Below are 18,922 nucleotides of genomic sequence, written 5' to 3'. Positions count from 1 at the left end.
TATGGTTACTTTGTCAAAAACAACTGGCGGGATTATTTGGCAATTGGAGTGGGGAATGAGGGTTGAATTATGAGTGATAAAATCAAAGTATTACACTTATTGCAAAGTGACAAATTTTCAGGTGCAGAAAACGTTGCATGTAAAATAATTGAAATGTTTAATGATGATACAAACTTTGAAATGGCTTATTGTAGTAAAAGTGGCCAGATAAGCGATGTATTACAAAAAAAGGGTATTATGTATTATCCAATGAGTAATCTATCTATTAGGGAGGTAAAACGAGTAGTTGACTTATTTGAACCGGATATAATTCACGCTCACGATGCGAGTGCAAGTGTCATAAGTTCTATGCTATCTAAAAGATATCCTATTCTTAGCCACATGCATAGTAATCCGCCATGGATTAAGAAGATGGGTAAAAATTCTATTTTATACTTTATTTCTAGCCTTCGATTCAGGAATGTTTTAACTGTTTCTAGTTCAATAATGGAAGAATATGTTTTTGGGAGATTTTTGACAAAAAAAACAACAATAATTAAAAACCCAATTGATATAAATGCTATAAGAACTAAAGCTAATGCCAATAATTCGGAAAAATTGTATGATATCGCTTATATTGGAAGATTGGCTACACCGAAAAATCCTATGAGATTTATTAAATTAATAAATAAATTAAAAAGTAACATTCCTCATATTTCTGCTGTCATGATTGGTGATGGAGTCTTAAGAAAACAGTGCAAAGATTTAATTGATAATTTAGGCCTTAATGGAAGTATCACTATGGTAGGTTTTCAGGAAAATCCTTATAGTCTTTTAGAGAAAGTAAAAGTACTATGTATTACTTCTAAATGGGAAGGTTATGGATTAGTAGCTGTAGAAGCAATGGCGTTGGGACGCCCAGTTGTTTGTACTCCGGTAGGGGGGTTGCCAATGTTGGTAAATAGTACATGTGGGAAAATTTGTACTTCAGATGAAGATTTTACTAATGAACTAGAGAAATTATTGATTGATAAAGAGTATTGGAAGGGTAAATCAAATGGCTCAATTATTCAAGCGAACTTATTAGATAATATTCCGTCATATAAGAAGAATATCGATGAAATCTATAATAAGATGCTTGGAGTGAGATAACAGATGATCACAAACGGTCCACAAATTCATAAGAATAAAAATATTGAATTTGTCGAAGTTATTATGATAATCCTATATAACGTTGTTATGTTATTTCATGAAATAATCAGTAAACCGATAATTATAGCTATAGGGGTTTTATGGTTTGTATGGTTCCTTTCTAGAAAACGGAATAAGTGGAATGTTGTACAAAAACTAGCCTTCTTGGCCTGCATATACGTCCCAACTTCGTTTGTTTCAGTCTTAGGTACAAGTTATGGTCATTTTCCATTGACATGGTATCATTTGGCATTAATGTTTGCCTATATCCTGATTATCTTTAAAGGTTTTAGTGCAGGTTTTTATTTCTACTCTCCATTCTTAATGTTGTTTTTTGGCATACTAACATTATGGACAAGTGTGGGCATAACAGACTCTATAAAACAATTGTTAACAATTGTTTTATTTATAATATCATTTTTTATTGGAGAGCAAATATCTAAATTTTCTAATGAAGAATTTGAAGCAAAATTAAAAAGCTTTTATTTAATTAGCGTATTTTCTTTTTCATTAGTAGTTATTATACAAAGAGTATGCGCTGATTATTTACAACTTGTGGTCGGGTATTATGATGTTATTGGAGAAAATCGAATTGTTAGTGCAGGTTTAATGAATGATTACAGTTTTGCGACATTATATATAGCTACTGGTGCTATCTGGCTAGTTATTGATTACGTTGATAATAAACTAATTAATACATGGAAATTTATTATGTGTGAAGCTTTTTTATTAATGTCAATTTTATTAGTAAATTCAAGAACAGGTCTATTTGCATTGGTTATTGCAATGTCATTTTACTTATTTGTGAAAATGGTACAAGGCAAAGTTAAATCAATTTTTATAATAATGGGTATCTTATTAATTATTCCTTTTGTCACACAGTATATAGTTGAAAATCGTGGAGGTCAGTTACTATTTGAGGGATCTGGTCGTGGAAAATTAATTGACTCTGCTTTCCAAGTTTTTTTAGAAAACCCAATTTTTGGTATAGGGTTAGGGACGAGTAATTGGGGTACACTTACCGGCCTTTGGTTGCCACATAATATGATTACTCAATATTTAGCTCAATTAGGCATTGTAGGATCTATACTTTTATACTTAAACTTTTTGGTGTTGGCTTATAAGTATTTAAAATATAAAACCGGTTTATTCTGGGTGTTACTAACTGTTTTAATTGGGGCAATGGCTATACCAGATATAGTTAGCTCTCGATTTCTATCCGTATTAATTATGATTACAATAATATCATCGGCTAATAAGAAGCTGCAAAGAAAAGAAAACAGAGTTAATATTACAAGCTGAAACAGTATTAATAAGTAGTAAAAATACTTAAAGTATGTATTTACGAACTATAATTTATTCTAATTTAAGTAGGTTTTTGATTCTGTCTTTTAATATTTGAATAATTGAATCAATGTCCCGGCCAATAAAATTAATTTTGGTAGTAATAATCCAACCGCTTTAAATTGATTATTAAAGAGAGTGTTCAGAATACCGATTGTTCGTGAATTATACCACTTTAACATGAATTTCTGACTTTTCTTGATATTGACCCAGGATGTTTGGAAAAACTCAAACGATGTGCCTCCTCCTTTCTTTAATATTTCTAATCATTTAATTGGGGAATTTTTAGAGAGATAGGAGATAGAACAATTGGATATTCTTTTTAATTTAAAATTACTAATATACGAGGAGAAAGAAAATGAAAAAAAAAAAGGTAGTATTATTAATAACAGGTTTATATTATGGTGGTATGGAAAGAGTAGCTTTTATTGCTCATAATTTACTTAAGGAACAGTATGATGTATCTGTGGTGACTTTGTATTCTACAGAAGCAGATTATAAACCAGAGTTTAAATATATAGATTTAAATTGTCCACCAAAATCAAATAAGTTTTTAAAATTACTTAATATAGTAAAAAGAACTTATGCTGTTAGAAAAATGAAAAAAGAAATAAAACCAGATATTGTAATGTCTTTTGGTACATCAGCTAATTTTGCTAATGTTTCTTCAAAAGGGAAAGAGAGTGTAATTGTTGGAATAAGGTCTTATGATTGGCTAACTGATTATTTTGCGACTTTCACTATTGATAAATGGATATATAATAAAGCAGATTTGGTTGTATCGGTAAGTAAGGTAATAGCGGATAAGGCTGAAAAAACTTTCAATATAGAGAAATCCAAAAGTAAAGTTTTATATAATCCGTATGACGTCAAATATATTCGGAAAAAGGCAAAGGAACAAATTACTGAAATAGATATACCTAATAATGGTAAAGTTATAATTTCCGTTGGAAGATTAGTTAACCAAAAAGGATTTAATCATCTAATTAAAGCTTTTTCACTGGTTTTAAATGAATTTCCAGATGCAATGTTATTAATTGTAGGTCATGGAGATAAGGAAAGTAAATTAATAAAGTTAATTAGTGATCTAGGGGTAGATGACAATGTAGTTTTACTAGGTGGCCAAGACAATCCGTATAAATTTATGCAGATCGCTAACCTTTATGTTTTGTCTTCTATAACAGAAGGATTTCCAAATGCAATGGTTGAAGCGATGTCTGTAGGACTACCTGTTTTGGCAGTGGATTGTAAATCTGGACCTAGGGAAATATTATCATTATCGGACCACAACGAAGAGGCTCAGGGTTTAGAGAAAAATGAATATGGTATTATTTCACTTGAAGCTAGTAAAAGTTTCGATTATGATGCACAAAACATTGAAGAGTGTGACTATGTTTTAGCAAATGGCATGAAAATGTTATTAAATAATGCTGATTTAAGAAGCCATTATTCAAACAAGTCATATGAAAGGGCACATGAATTTACATATGAAAAATTCAAGTGTAATTTAGTTAGCATTTTTGATAGTTTGTAAATAGATTAATATAATTGTAAAGATTCGTATTTATAGCAGGTGATGAAATGGAAAATAAAGAATTATCTAAAAATATAGCTAATGCAACAAAATGGTCCACAGTTACAGAATTTGTTGCAAAGATTTTTATACCTGTTACGAATATGATTTTAGCAAGGTTACTAACTCCCGAAGCTTTTGGAGTAATAGCTACTGTCATTATTGTAATAAGTTTTGCGGATATGCTCACTGATTCTGGATTTCAGAAGTACCTGATACAACATGAATTTGAAACTAACAGAGAAAAAATACAAAGTATAAATGTTGCATTCTGGACGAATCTACTAATATCATTTTTTTTATGGTTTGTAATAATAATTTTTAGTGAACGAATTGCAACACTGGTTGGAAATCAAGGTCTTGGAGCTGTTATTTCTATTGCCGGTATTTCTTTGCCGTTAACATCGTTTTCAAGTATCCAAATGGCTATATATAGGAGAGATTTAGATTATAGAACCTTATTTAAGGTAAGAATCATTAGTGTTTTTATTCCATTTATTGTAACTATACCTCTAGCAATTTTAGGTTATAGCTATTGGTCTTTGATAGCGGGTACTATATGTGGGAACTTAGTAAATGCAGTGTTTCTAACTATAAATTCTAAATGGAAGCCAACGCTGTTTTATAGTTTCTCCATTCTAAAAAAAATGCTATCTTTTAGCCTTTGGTCTTTAGTAGAGGCCATTTCAATTTGGTCTACCTCGTATATAGGTACTTTTATCGTAGCCGGTGCATTAAACAATTATTATCTAGGACTATATAATACAACAATGATAACGGTGAACGGTATTTTAGCTATTATCGTAACAGCAACAACATCAGTTCTATTTTCTTCTTTATCTAGGTTACAGAACAATGAAGATGAATTTGTAAAGGTCTTTCTAAAATTTATTCGTCTTAGTGCTATGATAATTTTACCTATGGGAATGGGGATTTTTATATATAGAGAATTATTGACCGATATTTTGCTAGGAAAGCAATGGCATGAAGCTAGTTTTTTTGTAGGTCTTTGGGGATTAATGAGTAGTATAACAATAGTATTTGGGACTTATTGTAGCGAAGTCTATCGTTCGAAAGGGAGACCTAAACTCTCTTTATTAGTACAATTCTTGTATTTAATTGGTCTTGTACCGACTTTAATGATCAGCGTAAAGTATGGCTTTGATACTTTAGTTTATGGTCATTCTATGATAAAAATTTATCACATCTTGGTTAACTGGGTAGTAATGTATACTGTATTTAAAATGTCTCCGTTGTTGATGATTAAAAATGTTCTTCCATCAATTTACTGCACTTTGATGATGGGAGGGGTAGCATTAATGTTACAATTAGTTAGTGATAAATATATTTGGAGCTTTCTATCAATAGGTATATGTATTATTTTCTATTTTGTCATATTGATGCGGTTTCCAAAGAGTAGAAAAGAGCTTGTGGCAATTATAGCAAGTTTTAATATTCCACATAAAGAAAAAATATTAAAAGTGAGAAATTAGAAGTATTTAATATAAAGATTATACGTGGCGTTGATTGGTTTTGTCTCACTTATAAATCTTGAAGGCCTTGTTATGGAAATAATAAAGGCAATGAAATCGACTATTAATATGTTTGATGCTATGGTTCAGGAAGATATAGATTGCGATTAATAAAAACTATTCTTGGGAATTTTAAAATATATTCAGAAGTTGAACAGGTACTTAACCGATTCAATTTTTAATAAAAGAGCAAAGGTAGGCATAACAATGTACAAAATAGCAGTAGCAGGAACAGGCTATGTCGGCTTAGTAGCAGGTGTATGTTTTGCCGAAGTGGGTCATCAAGTAACCTGTGTTGATATAGATGAAAATAAAGTAAACGTAATGAAGTCTGGAATTTCTCCTATCTATGAAGCTGATTTGGAAGAATTGATGCAGAAGAATTATGCTTCAGGAAGAATTGATTATACAACAGATTATAAATCCGCCTATAAGGATGCCGATGCAATTTTTATCGGTGTCGGTACTCCAGAGCAGCCAGATGGTTCTGCAAATCTTTCATACATTGCAACAGTTGCTAGGCAAATTGCTGAATCGGTGGAAAAGGATTGTCTAGTAGTCGTGAAATCTACAGTCCCAGTTGGCACGAATGATAAAGTCGAGCAGTTTATACAAGACTTTTTAGTTAATGATGTAAAAGTGGAAGTTGTATCGAACCCAGAATTCTTGGCACAAGGATCTGCCGTACATGATACACTGCATGCAGAACGGATCATTATCGGAACAGAGAGTAAATGGGCTGAAGAACTGATGCAGGATATCTATGAGCCATTTCATTTACCTGTTGTCTCAGTCAATAGAAGATCTGCAGAAATGATCAAGTATGCATCAAATGATTTTCTTGCCCTTAAAATCTCTTATATGAATGATATTGCAAATCTATGTGAATTGGTAGGTGCGGATGTTCAGGATGTCGCAAGAGGAATGAGCTTCGATAATCGTATCGGAAGCAAGTTTTTAAATGCGGGTATTGGTTATGGCGGTTCATGTTTTCCAAAGGATACTAAAGCATTGGAGTATCTGGCAAGACAAAACGGTTACGAGCTTAAAACCGTCAAAGCCGCCATTGATGTGAACAAGGACCAAAAGACGATGTTATATAAAAAGGCTAGTAAAAGACTCATTACTTTTAATGGGCTGAAAGTAGCAGTGTTAGGGTTGACTTTTAAGCCCGGTACTGACGATTTAAGAGAAGCTGCATCTCTTGAGAACGTGCCTTTATTATTAGAGCAAGGTGCCGATATCTATGCTTTTGATCCTGTTGGGGCAGAGAATTTTGCTAGAGTGTATCCAGAAGGTAAGAATGGCAAAGGCAGTATCACGTATGTTGCGAATATAGAGCATGCCCTAGAAAGTGCAAATGTCTGTTTTATTTTTACTGAATGGGGAGAAGTGAAAGCATTAACGCCTGAAACATATAAGAAGTTGATGAGGACTCCTTTAGTATATGACGGAAGAAATATCTATAGTGTTGAAGAGATGCAAAAATCAGGTGTAGAGTATCACTCTATTGGAAGAAAACCTGCAAGTAGAGAAGTCATAAAGGAGTCGAAACACGTTGAATTACAAATCCCTAGATTCTAGTAAAACATACCTAATCACTGGAGCGGCAGGTTTCATCGGATTTTTCTTATCAAGGAAACTATTAGAACAAGGCTGTAATGTGATCGGTGTTGATAATATAAATGATTACTATGATGTGAAGCTTAAATATGCTCGTTTGGAGCAACTTAAACCTTATGAGAAATTTACCTTTATCACAGGTGATATCTCTGACAAAGCGATCATCAACAATATTTTTGAAGAATATAAGCCTAATATTGTAGTAAATCTGGCTGCCCAAGCTGGTGTGCGATACTCGATAGAAAATCCGGATGTGTACATTCAAAGTAATATCATTGGTTTTTACAACATACTTGAAGCTTGCAGGCACAATCCTGTGGACCATCTTGTATACGCATCATCTAGTTCTGTTTATGGAGCTAACAAAAAGGTTCCATTTGAAGAAACAGATTTTGTAGACAACCCTGTATCGCTTTATGCATCAACTAAGAAATCAAATGAATTGATGGCCCATACATACAGTCATCTATATAATATTCCTGCTACAGGACTCCGTTTCTTTACGGTTTATGGCCCTATGGGACGACCGGATATGGCCTACTTTGGATTTACTGATAAGTATTTTGCTGGTGAACCAATTAAGATCTTTAATAATGGTGATTTTGAAAATGACTTATATAGAGACTTCACCTTCATTGACGATATTGTCGAGGGAATAGAACGTCTTTTATCCAACCCTTCAGTAGGAGATAATAACGTTCCTCACAAAGTATTTAACATTGGAAATAACAATCCTGAAAAGTTGATGGCTTTCATTGGAGCTTTGGAGAAATGTTTAAGTAATGCTCTAGGTAAAGAGATAGAATTTGATAAGGTTTTTGAACCAATCAAACCTGGAGATGTACCTGCCACTTATGCTTCTACTGATATGCTGCAGAAGGCTGTCGGATTTAAGCCGGAAACTTCGATAGAAGAGGGTTTGCAAAAGTTCGTAAATTGGTATGTGGAATATTATAATAAAAAGTAACAACAGTAAATCAGATTAATGGCGGAAAACATCTTTTTATTTTGGATGCCTGTCAACACTAAGAATTCCACTAAAGATTAATACAGACAGAGAGCTTTTGAAAGCTCTTTGTCTTTTTATTAACTTGGATAAGGGATTCTTCTACTATTATATATACCTCATTTTCACCTACACTTTCTTCGATTAAAATTCACAAACATTTAAGTCATAATTTGTAAAAATGAAACACATATTTTTAGCTGTCCCTTTAAATTGACAGCAACTAAACAAGAGTATTATGCAAAAATACTTATGAGGAGACTCTTATCTCCTGTAGGAGAATTCACAGCACCTAAATAAAAAAATTTAAAAAAGGGATGTGTTTCATGAAAAAAATTATCGGTTTTTTCTTCTGTTTTTTGCTTATTGTTTTCTTCATTTTTCAGCAGAAACATTCTCTATCTAACCATAAAGAAAAAGTATACGTTGAAGATTTTAAAGGGGCTAATGATTCTGCGAAGATTCAGGCTGCGATTGATCATGCAAAGTCCAATAAGTTAAAGACGGTAATGCTGGATGACAGGGAGTATACGATTTCATCACCAATCATAGTTAGGAAAGGTGTTAAGCTGCTATTCGGATACGGAACGAAGTTTATTGTTGAGGGAAACTTCAGGGTGCTTGAGCTTGAGCAGAATGCTTCCATTGAAGGTGCTTATGTAGTGATAAATGATGCTGAATTTAATTCAGAGGTCATTTACTTAGATGGTAAGTATAAATATTATAATACCTGGAACAAAACGCAAGTGAAGGATGTCAATATTATTAACTGGTCTGAGAGTAATCGGGGTACAGGGATATCTTTATATGCTGGCGGTAAAGAACATGAGATTTCTTTCGTGAACTTTGAAAATGTCAAGGTTGCAGGAATGAAGACTGGAGTAAAGCTAATAGCTGAAGAACCGTCTTCTGGTAAGGCCTGGATCAATGCTAATCGTTTTTTGAATCTATCTTTAGAAGATTGTGTGAATATGATTTACATAGATAGTAACTCTACCATACCGAATGAGGTTAGTGGTAATCAATTTACCAATTTACAGATACAGCCCTCAGGCAAAACAAAGAGCATTTTGAAGGTAACGGGGCAATACAATAAGTTTGAGGGTATGGTTTGGGATTTGGATAAAATCACACTTCAAAACGATGTTATTGAACTTAAGGATAATAGCATGGGTACCACCATTGATATTCCATCCTTGCCTATGAGTCGAATCACTGACAGAGGTCAGGTTAATATCTTGAATCAATAAATAAAAGCGAAAGGGTTTAAATTAATTATAAAAGGGTGATTATCTAATAGATATGCACTCACCCTGTAATGTAAATTGGAGATAACATTAATGACCATTAATGAACTGGTTCTATTGATCTTTATCTATGGGGAATAATCCTTTCCTCTTTGGATAACGAGTATATATGCCAGTTTTTTTATATTTAATAGTCATAGCTTTGAAGTGATAATTTGTCCTTGATCATTAATACTCACTTTCCACTTTGTTCCGTTTGATGAAGCCATTGTCACTGCTTTCCCTTTTTGAAGTTCTAAATCTCCATATACTGTTCCGCCTGTAGTTGGCAACCAAGCAGCACCTTGCTGTAACGATGATCTTGCGAAGATCCGATTAATCCGGAATCGTTTGTGCTCTTGTGTATACCCGCTTAACGTCAGTTTAATTTTATACAGCGTTTCTGCTCTTGCTTCTGAGATAACAGTGTTACCGGCATTAAATGGAAGATTTTTCGCAACTGTCCAAGGTCCATTTAAGCTTTGTTGATATTCAATCAATACGCGACTGGGACTTTCATTCCATCCAAAATAAATACCAAAGCAATTTAGCATTTTAATAGGCTGTTTTGTAAAATCCAATTCAATCACAACCGGTTGGGAACTGGGAACATCGAGGTAATTTACACTTTGCTCATCGAGTAAATTGAAACAGTTATTGATATTTCCTCCATAAGGAGCTTTTCCGGAAAGCTGACGTACAGCGTAGCGGACGTTTGCATTTACTAAGATATCGTCTTGATTCCCGACCAGATGGGCTTTTCCTAAGGCAAGAGGTGGATATACTTGGAGCGATTCTTCATGAGGAGATGTGCATCGATTGTATTGGCCGCGATCAAGGATGGATGTCGATACCTGATTCGAACTTAGGTAGTTGTGATGGGAGGTGGAGGAGAATTCAATGACGAGCGGGGGAGCATCCATACGGTAGGTATCCCATATGATTCCTTCAAATATGTTATATGCACCTGAGCATCGAATGACTTTCTTCGTTTGTTTTCGACTTTGAACTTGAATGCCAGTAAAGGTGTTGCCGGAAATTTCGTAAGGCAGATCACTGTTTCCCACAATCTCGATACCGTACTGGCAGCCATCTATAAAAATGGACTCGAAGGAGTTCGCGTTAATCCAACACGGGGTATCTACATTTAAAAGTTTTTCGGTTTTTAAATAGAGTGCTGTATGGAAGTTTGTGATTTGGAGGGAGCTTGCCTGAAAGAAACTGATGAAATCCCATGCTTTGTTACAGTATAAATGGATGGCAATACCTTGATACGTGGTTGTACGGTTAATAATATTGATATTGGATATAGCTGTATGATTATGAATTTCTATTTGCTGTGCCCCGGAAAGAAAAATGACGGATGAATTGAAGCTATTATCGACTACTTCAATCGTCCCACCGGAGAGGGAAGCATCCTTTTGTAGCTCAAAAACCTGGAAATTACCTTTAACTATTAATGTTACCGTCGGATCAATTTCAAGATGGACATTTTGCTTAATGACAATGGGGGAGGATAGGGTATATTGTTTCTTCCCTGTAATGATGACTTTAGAGTAGTTATTATCTACACAATAATCAATCGCTGCTTGAATGGCTGGTGAATTATCCACTAGATTCGGATTAGCGCCAAAACAATCAATATTAGCAACATCCCTATTCTGGCAATCCTCAGGGAGGTTAATTGGGTCTGCCATATATATCACTCCTTTTATGGTGACGTTATATAGCATATGCTTGTCCAAAAAGTATGTATAGGCATAAAAAACAAAAACAAACGAGGCCATCGTTTGTTTTTTGTTCATTGATAGGTTTTCAGTGTAGAATGAATCATATTCGAGAGGGAGAAGGATTCTTCTACTTTTTGTCTTGCTTTGCTTCCCAAGCGTTGTCTTAAATCCTCATTATCTTGAAGGGATTTAATTTGATTGGCAAATTCTTGTTCTGAATGATGTGAAATGAGAATCCCAGTTTCATGGTCCACAACGGCTTCTTTAATGCCGCCTACATCCACTGACATAATTGGCGTACCAGCTGCCATTGCTTCCAGGACGACCATTGGAAAGACTTCTCTAAGTGATGTTAATAGAAGTAAGTCCATATTGCATATAAATTCATACGGATTGGAGGCATTGCCTAGGAGCATCACTTTGTGGTGTAACTTTAAGTCTTTAATCATTTTTTCTACAAATTCTCGCTCCGGTCCATCACCGGCAATATAAAACATCACATTAGGTACATCCTTTAACTCATTAACAATTTTCAAGAATAGTTCATGATTTTTTTCTTTTGATAAGCGGGCTAAAATTCCCACATTGAATGTTTCTTTAGGCTGTATTTGTTTAAAAGAAAAGTGCTCCACATCCACGCCGTTGTAAATCGTCCGAATAAGCCTCTTCCTAACACCCAATTGAAGTAAGTTATCTCTTTCAAAATTACTGACCGCAATGATTTGCTCAACATGCTTGTTCAGCACCCTTTTAAATAGAAAGGGCACCTTTTTTTCTAGAATCGTTACATTATGCTTGGTGTACACCAGTTTGATATTTCTTCTGGTTAGTTTCTTAATGGCTATCGAATATAGCAGCATTCGTAAACTATTGGCATGAATGACATCAATGCGTTTTAAGCTAACTTGTTTAGTTAGTATTTTAAGATTGGCGAGGTGATTCTTTAAGCTTAAAGGAATGAATTGTTGTTTGTTATGGATTTGCTTGTACAATTCACCCGTCGCAGCAGCAGAGTAAAACATCATGTTTTCATCCTGAAGATGGTTTTCCAATTTGCAAAAATACATCTCAGCTCCGCCTATTATGAGTTTATCTGTAAGTAGCAGGACATTGTTCATATTTCTTATTTCCCTCCATTTAGTAAAGAGGCAGGCTGTGAACCTCTGTTTTTGTTGTAAGCGTTATAGGCGTATTTGCTAAAATAAAAGTTTGCTTTAATAAAGTTTAACTTTTCCTGGTTTCGTAACAGCTTCCAATATCGGTAAGCAGCTTTAAATTTATTCCTGGAAGTAGAGTTACTAACAATACGATATTTGGATAAGACTTTCGGTAAGCCATGCGCTTTATATCCTTGTCGTAACAGTAACAGCCATAAAGCAGTATCCTCTGGCTGAATATCGGGCATTTCAATATGCTTGATTTGCAGCTTATCCAGCATCACGGTTAAACAGCCAATTGTTGTATTTCCAATCAGATACTTATAATCCACCGCTTTAGGTGCCTTTACTTCAACATCAAGAGACTTTCCTTCTTCATCTATTAAAGAATAGGAGGTGAAAGAGAAAGCAAGATTTCCCTTTTGCATAAATGTGACTTGTTCTTCCAGTTTAGTTGGGAGCCATAGATCATCACTATCAAGAAATGCAATATAATCTCCATGTGCTTCTTTAATGGCTATATTCCTAGCACGGGCAGCCCCGACATTCTTAGATAAGGGGATAAGTCTGATCCTTGAATCCTTATCTGCATAAGATTTAATGACATGAACCGAGTCATCCTTTGATTGATCGTCAACAATGATCATCTCCCAGTTAAAGTAGGTTTGATCTTGGACAGTTTTTATGGTTTCTATAATAAAAGACGAGCTGTTATACGAGGGAGTTATCACCGAAACCAGGGGTCTGTCGTCCTTTTTGCTGTAGTTCATTACATTCCACCTCTTTTCTTTCATATACGGAAATATATTTTAAAGCTAGTGCTAAAAAGGAAAAAAATGCCTCATTAATCATGAGTGAAAGGGACATCATCTGTATCAAGAAAGCAAAAAGGGTAAGTACAATGAAAGGTTTTTCTTTATGTAATTTAGACTTAAATAAGGTGATGAAAAGCATCAATAAAAAGGAAAGGTAAAAAAGAAAACCAATGATTCCAGACTCTACTAAAACCTCGAGATACGTATTGTGAACATATAGCTTTTCATTATGCTCGAAAGCGTAATAATCGGAAAAATTAAAAGCGCCAATGCCAAAAAGGGGATTGGACATAAAGTAGTTGATCGCCTGCCCCCATAATTCAAACCTGCCGCTGCCCCCATCAGTTGAAAAGTCAGTAATGCGGCTCGTGATGATTTCATTGAAATCTATTTTGATAAGAGATCCAGCAACAAATATTACCGTTAGAAATAATAAGGAAACGGCTAACATTTTGATTTTTTTTGAGAAATTAGCTAACAGCATGTACAAAAAGACCACCAGTACAAGCGCTAAAATTCCACCTCTTGAAAAAGTAAGAAGGGAAGTAATCATACATAGGAGGAATCCAATCGAATTCTTGAATCCCTTTAAATTGGTTAAATAAAAGGAAAAAAAGATTGTGTTAAAAAAAATGAAGATGTTTGGATCATCCAGCAAACCGATTAATCTTGGATAATCCCGGTCCAATAATAATCCATATGAAGTAATCTCGACACCAGTCGGAAATCTTCCTGTCACCTTTATGCCGATGATGTACAATAAAAGGCTAATGACGTTAAAGATGATCCCGACATTTGCAATCGAATTCTCAATGGCACTTAATGTTGTTAGCTCCAGTACATATCTCATGATGAAATAACAGCCAAGTACGAGTATCACTCCTAGGATGACCCGAATGCTTGATTCAGGATATTGAGAAAAAGCGCCGCTCAGACAATAGGTAAAATAAAATAAAAGCAATAGGATTTCATAATGATAAAGGGTTTGGAAATAAAAATCCCGAAAATGAATGCAGAAGAAAATGGCTAGAAAAATCATGTAAATTTTTAAAGAAAAACCGATGGAGATATTATATTTACTGAGTGTAATAAAAAATAACAAGAGAAAGACTGACCACATAGAGGTGTTTTTATTAATTAGCAATCTTTCCATTCTCTTTTTGTCTCCCATCTTGTAAATGTTTGGTTTCATTTTTCTTTTTTATGAAGCCAACGATTAGTTGCTTAATGCTCTTATCGAGCAGCATAATTAGAGCAGTGACAAAAATGATGCTAGAAATCATCGCTATAAAAGGATACTTGGATAATAAGTTGTGCATCAGGATGAAACTAATAGAAAAGAAGGTACCATACGGAAGGATCACCTTGAAGAAAACCATTCTTTTTTCTGGGTTGGCAGCGACATAGCCAATGAATGAGACGATTTCCATGGTTAGCACGGCAAAAGCTGAACCAGCTACTGCATAGTTGACGCTCAAAAAATAAAAGGAAACCAAACCAACGGTGATGGTTATAAACTGGACAATTGTACGCCGGTTCTGTAATCCCCTTGTCGTGAGACCGTCAGCAATGGCAATGTTAAAGCCTTGCAGAACGATTATAAAGGCCAATATTTTTAAAGGCTGAACCGCAGATCCCCACTCGGCTCCGAATAAAATGGTGACGAGATAAGTAGCCAAGTAGAATAAGGTTATAGTCATGCACATACCGATATAGGACATGATTTTCATTTGCAGGATATTCAATCTTGTGTGTTCTGCAAGCTCACCTTGGTTGTATCGCTTAAATAAAAGCGGAAAAAAAGCGCCTGCAATTACCCCAGGTATTTGGTATAAAGCAGAAGGAATCCGATAGGCTACTGCAAAGAGACCGACCAGCGCTAAAGGCAGTGTTTTTTCTAGCACTAATGGGCCCAATTGAGGGGTTAGCATAATAAATAACCCACTTATTAAAAACGGACTAAGATTAGTTAATAATTTTTTTTCAAAAGGAGATTTCCATTTTATTTTCGCTTTTTTCAGCAGTAAATAAAGGCTGTAAAATCCACCTGCTAAATAAGAAAATCCATATAAAAAGGCTGCTAGATGCACATCCACTTTTAAGCCCATACTCACTGTGGTTGAAAGTATTAAAGCAAAAGAAGAGCAGATTTTTATCGATGCAATGAATTGCATCCTTTCAATTAATTGAAAATAGGTGATCCCAATACTTTGCATCGCCAGGCCAATGACCATCGGGATCATTAGGCTATATATCATATAAAGAATTTGTTGTTCTTGATAAAGAATACGTATACCGGCAAAGAAAACAAAAAAGGTTAAAAGGGAGCAAACAAGCCGAATCTTTATATAAGAAGAAAACGTTCTCCCTAAGTTTTCCTTCTTCGTTCCTTCCCTTAGAAAAGTATTACTTGTCCCAAGGTCCGTAAAAAAGTTCATGACCATGGCAAGAGCTAGTGCTATACTAAAAATCCCATAGTTTTTTGAGTTAAAATAATTAGCTAATAAAATGAGGGTGGCCGCATTTAGAACATTGGAAAGAATTGTGCTGTAAAATAAATGGACAATGTTTTTTATAATAGAGTTCTTCTTTGTATTCACTTTTTTTGCTCCCGATATTATGACGATAAAGTCGTTGGCTTGAGTATTGGTGCAGGTGAATGAAGTGTCTTGGTGGTTAAAGAAGGCTGATTTTGATTTAAATAATATTCATATGTGCTAGCAAGACCGCTTTCAAGTGAATGAACGGGGTGCCAACCCAATTTTTGAATGGTCGTTTTATTACAGAGTAAGCTTTCTTTGATATCCCCATTTTTGGCTGGCTGATAAATAGGAGCTAAATCATGGCTGCCAAAGGATTGAATAATCGAGAATAATTGTTTGATGCTTGTACTAGTGGTTGATGAGACATTGAAGGTGCCGCTTCCTTCAGATTCCAACGCTTTCAGATTGGCATCAGCTACATCCTTTACATAGATGAAATCTCTCGTTTGCGTGCCGTCCCCATAAATAACGGGCCGCTCATTATTAATGACTAGATTAGTGAAGATAGATATAACACCGCCTTCACCGCTTGCTGTCTGTCTTGGTCCATAGACATTACTGTATCGAAGGTTCACATAATTTAAGTCGTATAATTCTTTAGCAAGCTTTAGATAATCCTCTGCCGTTTTTTTAGATGCACCATATGGTGATAATGGAGAAGTAAGATGTGATAGGGTAATTGGCATAACATCAGCATTTCCATATACAGCCGCTGATGAGGCAAACACGATCTTTTTTACGGCATACTTGTGAGAGAGTTTAGCGATGTTTATAGTTCCCATGATATTGATCCGTGCATCATTCGTAATATCCGAAATTGATTGTTGTACGCTAACTTGTGCAGCTTGATGAATGACATAGTCAGGCCTAAATGTCTCCATCGCTTTTTCAAGTAAGACCTCATCTTCAACATTTCCAAAGAAGGGAGTGACTTTTGCATGGACATTCCCGATAGATCCGGTAGATAGGTTATCATATATAGCCACTTCATAATTATTACGGATTAATATATCGACAATATGAGAGCCAATAAAGCCAAAGCCCCCAGTTACTAGTACTTTATTCATTTTTCACTACCCCTTTTTTAGATTATCTAGCTCCATTACCAGTAAAGACTATGGTCAATGTTCGGAACAAAATCTTGATTTCCATAGCATATGAGCGGTGTTGAATATAATAGAGGTCAAAATCCAGCTTTTCTTTTGGCGTTAAATCATACCCCCCATTTACTTGTGCCCATCCTGTTATTCCTGGTTTTACATATAAACGGTTTTTAAAGCCAGGCAAAAACTTTTCGAATTCTTTATAGAAATATTCTCTTTCAGGTCTTGGACCGATGAGTGACATATCACCCTTTAAAACATTTATTAGCTGAGGGATTTCATCAATGCGTGTTTTTCGTATAAAGGCTCCTATTCTTGTAACCCTAGAATCATTATCACTTGCCCACGTCGGTCCATTTTTTTCGGCATCGATGCCCATGGAACGCAGTTTAATCATATTGAAAGGCTTTCCATCCAATCCCAGTCTTTGTTGATAATAAAAAGGGGAGCCAGTTGAATCAATAGGGATAAGAATGCAAAATAAAAATAAAATAGGTGCTGTAAGTATCAGCATAAAAAAAGAGATGATAAAATCCATTGTGCGCTTTAGATTAAAATATGATGATGTCGATAGGTGTTTTATCAGGATTTCTTTCTGTCTATCGACTCTGGCTTTCGAATCCACTTATTACCCTCCCTGATTTAAGAAATGATCATTGATCCAGAAATTTCAAGATTTGCCCGTTCAAATTGCATTTTCACACCTGATATTTTCTCTAACTTATCTCTTCCTTCTTGTATCGCTAAAATTATGCCATCACAATATTTAGCAACGATATTTGCATCAGGTTTATTTAAACTGTCCGATGTATGAAATAAAATGAGGTCAAAATTCTTTTTCCACTCTTCAATCAGAGTGGGAAGGGTCTCTAATGTTAATAATGTTGCAGGTTCATAAATGACTTCGCTTGTAGGTATACAGAATAGATGACCCTTTATATGTATAGCATGTTCGTTAAAATTGGGCTTCTCATTTAAAAGCAAATTGGTCAAACCGAATGAATTATCGATATTAAACACCTGATGAAGCGAAGGTTGACGCAGATTAGCATCCACAACCAGCACTCGTTTACGCTGCTCAGAAAAGGCAAGTGCTAAGTACGCGGTAGCATTGGCAATATTCTGTGAATGTGATATGGATGTAATCATTAATATTAAATTGTCTTTATGAAGGTTGGACTCGATATTGTTACATATCGAATAAAATTGCTCTTTATTGATTTCATTTAGGTAAAAGGATTGTTTCCTTGAAAATTTAATACTCACTATATTCACCCCGTTTTGTGGAAGGTAAGGTTTTATAAGTTATTTTACGTTTTCTGTTTAATCTTTTGGTATTCAAATCCAGCCTTCCTAATAATGGAATTCCAAGAAGTTCAAGCTCTCTATCGGAGTAGGTCGAATCATCAAAATGTTCTCTAAGAAGTGCTAAGCCTATTCCAGCGAAAAAGCCTATTACGATTGAAATGGCTATGATGAATTTCGGTTTTGGGAAAAGAAGTTCTGCTTGTCCCATTTTATTATCATTGAGAATACTAATCTGTTTAACGTTTGTAAGGTCTTTAAAATTAGATATCGAATGCCTCGCGACTGTCTGGGCAATGTCCTTAGCAGATTCAGGATTCGAATCCTTGACGGTAATCGTGATGATTTGGGAATTATCTCTATTTGTAATGGAAACTTGCTTAAGTAAGTCATAGCTTGAAGCCTTAAGGTTCAATTCCTCTTTAACCCCTATCATGATCTGCGGACTTTTAATGATGTCCATATATGAAAGGGCAAGCTGTCTGTTTTCTTGAACTTTGTTTATGGAAGCTTCCTTTTCATCCATGCTTAAAGATCCTGCCAGAACTTGAGTGGAATACTGATAAGTTGGTTTCATAAGGTACATGGACGAAAAAATAATGAAACCAGTAATACAAAGTGTAGAAAGAATAATGATAAATATTCGCTTCTTTAAGATTCGTATAAAATCTTTTATTTTTAACTTTTCATTCATCGATTTCACCACTTTTTTTAGAGATAGTAAGAATATGTTCT

General features: G+C 34.8%; 16 protein-coding genes. 7 read left to right on the top strand and 9 right to left on the bottom strand.

Annotation, left to right across the window (positions count from 1 at the left end):
• Nucleotides 1–69 precede the first annotated feature (69 nt).
• From QUF78_RS18880 to QUF78_RS18850, 7 genes are all read left to right on the top strand, one after another.
• Nucleotides 70–1,131: a glycosyltransferase gene (locus tag QUF78_RS18880; RefSeq protein ID WP_289325861.1), complete on the top strand. Its 1,062-nt coding sequence runs from the start codon at nt 70–72 to the stop codon at nt 1,129–1,131.
• Nucleotides 1,132–1,134: 3 nt separating this feature from the next.
• Complete coding sequence (locus tag QUF78_RS18875; protein WP_289325860.1) at nt 1,135–2,472, top strand: O-antigen ligase family protein; 1,338 nt, start codon at nt 1,135–1,137, stop codon at nt 2,470–2,472.
• Between the two features lie 400 nt (nt 2,473–2,872).
• Nucleotides 2,873–4,048: a glycosyltransferase gene (locus QUF78_RS18870; RefSeq protein WP_289325859.1), complete on the top strand. Its 1,176-nt coding sequence runs from the start codon at nt 2,873–2,875 to the stop codon at nt 4,046–4,048.
• Nucleotides 4,049–4,095: 47 nt separating this feature from the next.
• Nucleotides 4,096–5,580 carry a lipopolysaccharide biosynthesis protein gene (locus QUF78_RS18865; RefSeq protein ID WP_289325858.1) on the top strand — a complete coding sequence of 495 codons (1,485 nt, stop codon included), beginning with the start codon at nt 4,096–4,098 and terminating at the stop codon, nt 5,578–5,580.
• Nucleotides 5,581–5,826: 246 nt separating this feature from the next.
• Nucleotides 5,827–7,203 (top strand): UDP-glucose dehydrogenase family protein, encoded by a 1,377-nt coding sequence (locus tag QUF78_RS18860; protein ID WP_289325857.1) that lies wholly within the window; start codon nt 5,827–5,829, stop codon nt 7,201–7,203.
• Complete coding sequence (locus tag QUF78_RS18855) at nt 7,178–8,209, top strand: GDP-mannose 4,6-dehydratase (RefSeq protein WP_289325856.1); 1,032 nt, start codon at nt 7,178–7,180, stop codon at nt 8,207–8,209. Before QUF78_RS18860 ends, QUF78_RS18855 begins: the two co-directional genes overlap by 26 nt.
• Before the next feature lie 365 nt (nt 8,210–8,574).
• Nucleotides 8,575–9,498 carry a hypothetical protein gene (locus QUF78_RS18850; protein WP_483313854.1) on the top strand — a complete coding sequence of 308 codons (924 nt, stop codon included), beginning with the start codon at nt 8,575–8,577 and terminating at the stop codon, nt 9,496–9,498.
• 191 nt (nt 9,499–9,689) lie between these two features.
• Here the strand turns inward: QUF78_RS18850 and QUF78_RS18845 are convergent, their stop codons facing one another.
• The 9 genes from QUF78_RS18845 to QUF78_RS18805 all read right to left on the bottom strand — a co-directional run bounded on the left by QUF78_RS18845 (nt 9,690) and on the right by QUF78_RS18805 (nt 18,881).
• The gene (locus QUF78_RS18845) at nt 9,690–11,231 is read right to left on the bottom strand and encodes a glycoside hydrolase family protein (RefSeq protein WP_289327358.1); all 1,542 of its coding nucleotides are present in this window, start codon (nt 11,229–11,231) and stop codon (nt 9,690–9,692) included.
• A 104-nt stretch (nt 11,232–11,335) separates the two neighbouring features.
• Entirely contained in the window at nt 11,336–12,382 is a 1,047-nt protein-coding gene (locus tag QUF78_RS18840) for a glycosyltransferase family 4 protein (RefSeq protein ID WP_289325854.1), read from the bottom strand.
• A gap of 5 nt (nt 12,383–12,387) precedes the next feature.
• Nucleotides 12,388–13,191, bottom strand: coding sequence for a glycosyltransferase family 2 protein (locus tag QUF78_RS18835; protein WP_289325853.1), 804 nt, complete (start codon nt 13,189–13,191; stop codon nt 12,388–12,390).
• Nucleotides 13,133–14,389, bottom strand: a complete 1,257-nt coding sequence (locus QUF78_RS18830) for an O-antigen ligase family protein (protein ID WP_289325852.1) — start codon at nt 14,387–14,389, stop codon at nt 13,133–13,135. The genes QUF78_RS18835 and QUF78_RS18830 overlap by 59 nt, the downstream gene beginning before the upstream one ends.
• Complete coding sequence (locus QUF78_RS18825) at nt 14,370–15,836, bottom strand: oligosaccharide flippase family protein (protein WP_289325851.1); 1,467 nt, start codon at nt 15,834–15,836, stop codon at nt 14,370–14,372. The genes QUF78_RS18830 and QUF78_RS18825 overlap by 20 nt, the downstream gene beginning before the upstream one ends.
• 17 nt (nt 15,837–15,853) lie before the next feature.
• On the bottom strand, nt 15,854–16,846 hold the full coding sequence (locus tag QUF78_RS18820; protein WP_289325850.1) for an NAD-dependent epimerase/dehydratase family protein: 993 nt from the start codon (nt 16,844–16,846) through the stop codon (nt 15,854–15,856).
• Between the two features lie 22 nt (nt 16,847–16,868).
• Nucleotides 16,869–17,420 (bottom strand): sugar transferase, encoded by a 552-nt coding sequence (locus QUF78_RS18815; RefSeq protein WP_289327357.1) that lies wholly within the window; start codon nt 17,418–17,420, stop codon nt 16,869–16,871.
• Nucleotides 17,421–17,524: 104 nt separating this feature from the next.
• Nucleotides 17,525–18,148 (bottom strand): CpsD/CapB family tyrosine-protein kinase, encoded by a 624-nt coding sequence (locus tag QUF78_RS18810; protein ID WP_289325849.1) that lies wholly within the window; start codon nt 18,146–18,148, stop codon nt 17,525–17,527.
• Nucleotides 18,138–18,881: a YveK family protein gene (locus tag QUF78_RS18805; protein ID WP_289325848.1), complete on the bottom strand. Its 744-nt coding sequence runs from the start codon at nt 18,879–18,881 to the stop codon at nt 18,138–18,140. Before QUF78_RS18805 ends, QUF78_RS18810 begins: the two co-directional genes overlap by 11 nt.
• Between the last annotated feature and the right edge of the window lie 41 nt (nt 18,882–18,922).

It is taken from the genome of Peribacillus sp. ACCC06369 (assembly GCF_030348945.1).
Taxonomy (GTDB): domain Bacteria; phylum Bacillota; class Bacilli; order Bacillales; family DSM-1321; genus Peribacillus.
The sequence above is the reverse complement of the archived record's forward strand: the minus strand, read 5'-3'. Positions and strand labels throughout refer to the sequence as shown.

What these genes read in the sequence shown, in the direction of transcription:
- QUF78_RS18860 (WP_289325857.1), top strand. Translation starts at nt 5,827, where the DNA reads ATGTACAAAATAGCAGTAGCAGGAACAGGCTATGTCGGCTTAGTAGCA.
- QUF78_RS18815 (WP_289327357.1), bottom strand. Translation starts at nt 17,420, where the DNA reads ATGGATTTTATCATCTCTTTTTTTATGCTGATACTTACAGCACCTATT.
- QUF78_RS18820 (WP_289325850.1), bottom strand. Translation starts at nt 16,846, where the DNA reads ATGAATAAAGTACTAGTAACTGGGGGCTTTGGCTTTATTGGCTCTCAT.
- QUF78_RS18865 (WP_289325858.1), top strand. Translation starts at nt 4,096, where the DNA reads ATGGAAAATAAAGAATTATCTAAAAATATAGCTAATGCAACAAAATGG.
- QUF78_RS18830 (WP_289325852.1), bottom strand. Translation starts at nt 14,389, where the DNA reads ATGGAAAGATTGCTAATTAATAAAAACACCTCTATGTGGTCAGTCTTT.
- QUF78_RS18875 (WP_289325860.1), top strand. Translation starts at nt 1,135, where the DNA reads ATGATCACAAACGGTCCACAAATTCATAAGAATAAAAATATTGAATTT.
- QUF78_RS18805 (WP_289325848.1), bottom strand. Translation starts at nt 18,881, where the DNA reads ATGAATGAAAAGTTAAAAATAAAAGATTTTATACGAATCTTAAAGAAG.
- QUF78_RS18840 (WP_289325854.1), bottom strand. Translation starts at nt 12,382, where the DNA reads ATGAACAATGTCCTGCTACTTACAGATAAACTCATAATAGGCGGAGCT.
- QUF78_RS18870 (WP_289325859.1), top strand. Translation starts at nt 2,873, where the DNA reads ATGAAAAAAAAAAAGGTAGTATTATTAATAACAGGTTTATATTATGGT.
- QUF78_RS18845 (WP_289327358.1), bottom strand. Translation starts at nt 11,231, where the DNA reads ATGGCAGACCCAATTAACCTCCCTGAGGATTGCCAGAATAGGGATGTT.
- QUF78_RS18835 (WP_289325853.1), bottom strand. Translation starts at nt 13,191, where the DNA reads ATGAACTACAGCAAAAAGGACGACAGACCCCTGGTTTCGGTGATAACT.
- QUF78_RS18880 (WP_289325861.1), top strand. Translation starts at nt 70, where the DNA reads ATGAGTGATAAAATCAAAGTATTACACTTATTGCAAAGTGACAAATTT.
- QUF78_RS18850 (WP_483313854.1), top strand. Translation starts at nt 8,575, where the DNA reads ATGAAAAAAATTATCGGTTTTTTCTTCTGTTTTTTGCTTATTGTTTTC.